Below are 2,478 nucleotides of genomic sequence, written 5' to 3'. Positions count from 1 at the left end.
ACCTCGCCGCGGTGCTGCCGTTGCTGGCGCTGGCCGGTCTCGTGGGCGGGCTGGACGCCGCGCCGCTCCTTGCCATTCCGGGGATCGTTGCGGCACAGCTCACCGCCTCCACCGTCATGTACCTCACCTTCTTCCGCCTGCAGGCGGTGGGCGGGCCCACCTATCTCTCCCAGATCGGCTATGTCGGCGCCGCGGTTGGGGTGGCGATCGGCGTCGCCTTCCTGGGCGAGCGCTACCCGCCCATGGTGTGGGCGGGAATCGCGGTGGGGGCGGCGGGCATCGCGCTCACCACCTTTGCGCAGGCGCGGGCCCTGAAGGGCTAGCTGAGCCCTCGGAAAACTTGTGTTTTCTTCACTGGCATACCGAAAACCCCTCTGCTATAGACCGCGCCCATTGCAACGGCCCGGGCTTTTGCACGTGCGCGGGCGTGGTGAAATTGGCAGACACGCTGGATTTAGGTTCCAGTGGGGAAACCCGTGGGGGTTCAAATCCCTCCGCCCGCACCATGCACGCGCCGAGCAACGTCTGTCGCCAATCACCCTTGGACAAAGACGGAAGCACAAACGATGTTGGTAACCGAAACGCTGAGCGATGGCCTCAGGCGCGAATACACCGTGGTGGTCAACCAGGCCGAGCTCGACCGGGGCCTGAACGCCAAGCTCACCGACCTCGCCAAGCGGGCGCAGATCAAGGGCTTCCGTCCGGGCAAGGTGCCGGTGTCGCACCTCAGGCGCATCTACGGCAAATCGGCGATGGCCGAGGTGGTGCAGGACACGATCGACGCCAAGTCCAAGGAACTGCTGCAGGAGCGTAACCTCAGGCCGGCCTATCAGCCCGAGGTGCGGCTTCCCTCCGACGAGGAAGCGGTCAAGGCCATGATGGATGGCAAGGGCGATCTTGCCTTCTCGGTGATGCTGGAAGTCATTCCGGAATTCGAGATCAAGGATCACTCCGGCCTCGAACTCACCCGCCATGTGGTGGAGGTCGCGGACGAAGAAATCGACGCGGCGCTGAAGCGCCTGGCCAGCAACGCCAAGGAGTTCGTGGACAAGGCTGACGCCGCCGCCGACGGCGACCGGGTGACGATCAGCTTCGTGGGGTCCATCGATGGCAAGCCCTTCGATGGCGGCACCGCCGAGGATGTGGCGCTGGTTCTGGGATCCGGGCAGTTCATCCCCGGTTTCGAGGAACAGCTGCTGGGCACCAGGGCCGGCGACGAGGTGAAGGTGCATGTGACCTTCCCCGAGGATTATGGCGCGGCTGAACTGGCCGGGAAGCCTGCCGAATTCGCCACCAGGGTGAGCAAGGTCGAAAGCCCGGTCGAAGCCGCCATCGACGATGCGCTGGCCACCAAGCTGGGCCTGGAAAACCTGGAGAAGCTCAAGGATGCGGTGCGGCAGCGCACGGCGGCCGAATTCACCCAGATGAGCGCCATGAAACTGAAACGCGACGTGCTGGACGCGCTGGACAAGGAATATTCCTTCCCGCTGCCGGAAAAGCTGGTGGAAGCCGAGTTCAACTCGATCTGGAACGCGCTGACCTCCGAGATGGAGCGGTCCTCGACGACCTTCGCCGACGAGAACACCACCGAGGAAGAGGCCCGCAAGGATTACCGCGCCATTGCCGAGCGCCGGGTGCGCCTCGGCCTGGTGCTGGGCACCATGGGCGACCGGGAGAAGGTCCAGGTGACCGAGCAGGAGCTGCAGGCGGCGCTGATGAACCGCATGCGGCAGTTCCCCGGCCAGGAGCGGATGGTCATCGACTATTACCGCAAGAACCCCGGCGCGATGATGGAACTGCGCGGGCCGATCTTCGAGCAGAAGGTCGTCGACAGCCTGGTCGCCAGGGCCAAACTCACGGACAAGACGGTGACCAAGGACGAGCTGCAGGCCATGGTCAAGGACGAGGACGAGCTGGGCGGAACGGCCGCGGGCTGACAGTGAGACGTGGGCGCGCGGCCCCCCGCTCATGATGGCCGGGCGTGACCCGGCCATCATCACACGCGCTGCCGCCCCCTTCCCGTCATGGCCGGGCTTGACCCGGCCATCATCACACGCGCTGCCGCCAAGAGGATGCCATGGTTGAGCCGTTCCCCCCGTCTCGTCATGGCCGGGCTTGACCCGGCCATCATCACACGCGCTGCTGGTGAGAGGATGCCACGGTCGAGCCGTGGCATGACGAGTTTGTGGGGGTCATGGCCGGGCTGCCGGTGAGAGGATGCCACGGTTGAGCCGGTCCCCCCGTCTCGTCATGGCCGGGCTTGACCCGGCCATCATCACACGCGCTGCCGCCAAGAGGATGCCACGGTCGAGCCGTGGCATGACGAGGGTGTGGGGGTCATGGCCGGGCTGCCGCCAAGAGGATGCCACGGTCGAGCCGTGGCATGACGAGTTTGTGGGGGTCATGGCCGGGCTGCCGGTGAGAGGATGCCACGGTTGAGCCGTTCCCCCGCTCGTCATGGCCGGGCGTGACCCGGCC

The 2,478-nt window shown here is 65.9% G+C and carries 1 protein-coding gene, 1 tRNA gene and 1 pseudogene; all 3 read left to right on the top strand.

Annotation, left to right across the window (positions count from 1 at the left end; genetic code table 11):
* Positions 1-323, top strand: a pseudogene (locus ACKOED_RS09005) (EamA/RhaT family transporter); the annotation flags it as partial.
* A gap of 98 nt (positions 324-421) precedes the next feature.
* Positions 422-506: transfer RNA gene (locus ACKOED_RS09000), tRNA-Leu, on the top strand.
* Between the two features lie 60 nt (positions 507-566).
* Positions 567-1,937 carry a trigger factor gene (gene tig / locus ACKOED_RS08995; protein ID WP_408916264.1) on the top strand — a complete coding sequence of 457 codons (1,371 nt, stop codon included), beginning with the start codon at positions 567-569 and terminating at the stop codon, positions 1,935-1,937.
* Positions 1,938-2,478: the final 541 nt, after the last annotated feature.

It is taken from the genome of Aestuariivirga sp. (genome assembly GCF_046093005.1).
In the GTDB taxonomy this organism is placed as follows: domain Bacteria; phylum Pseudomonadota; class Alphaproteobacteria; order Rhizobiales; family Aestuariivirgaceae; genus Aestuariivirga.
The sequence above is the reverse complement of the archived record's forward strand: the minus strand, read 5'-3'. Positions and strand labels throughout refer to the sequence as shown.

Coding starts and splice junctions, on each gene's coding strand:
- tig (WP_408916264.1), top strand. CDS start 567: ATGTTGGTAACCGAAACGCTGAGCGATGGCCTCAGGCGCGAATACACC.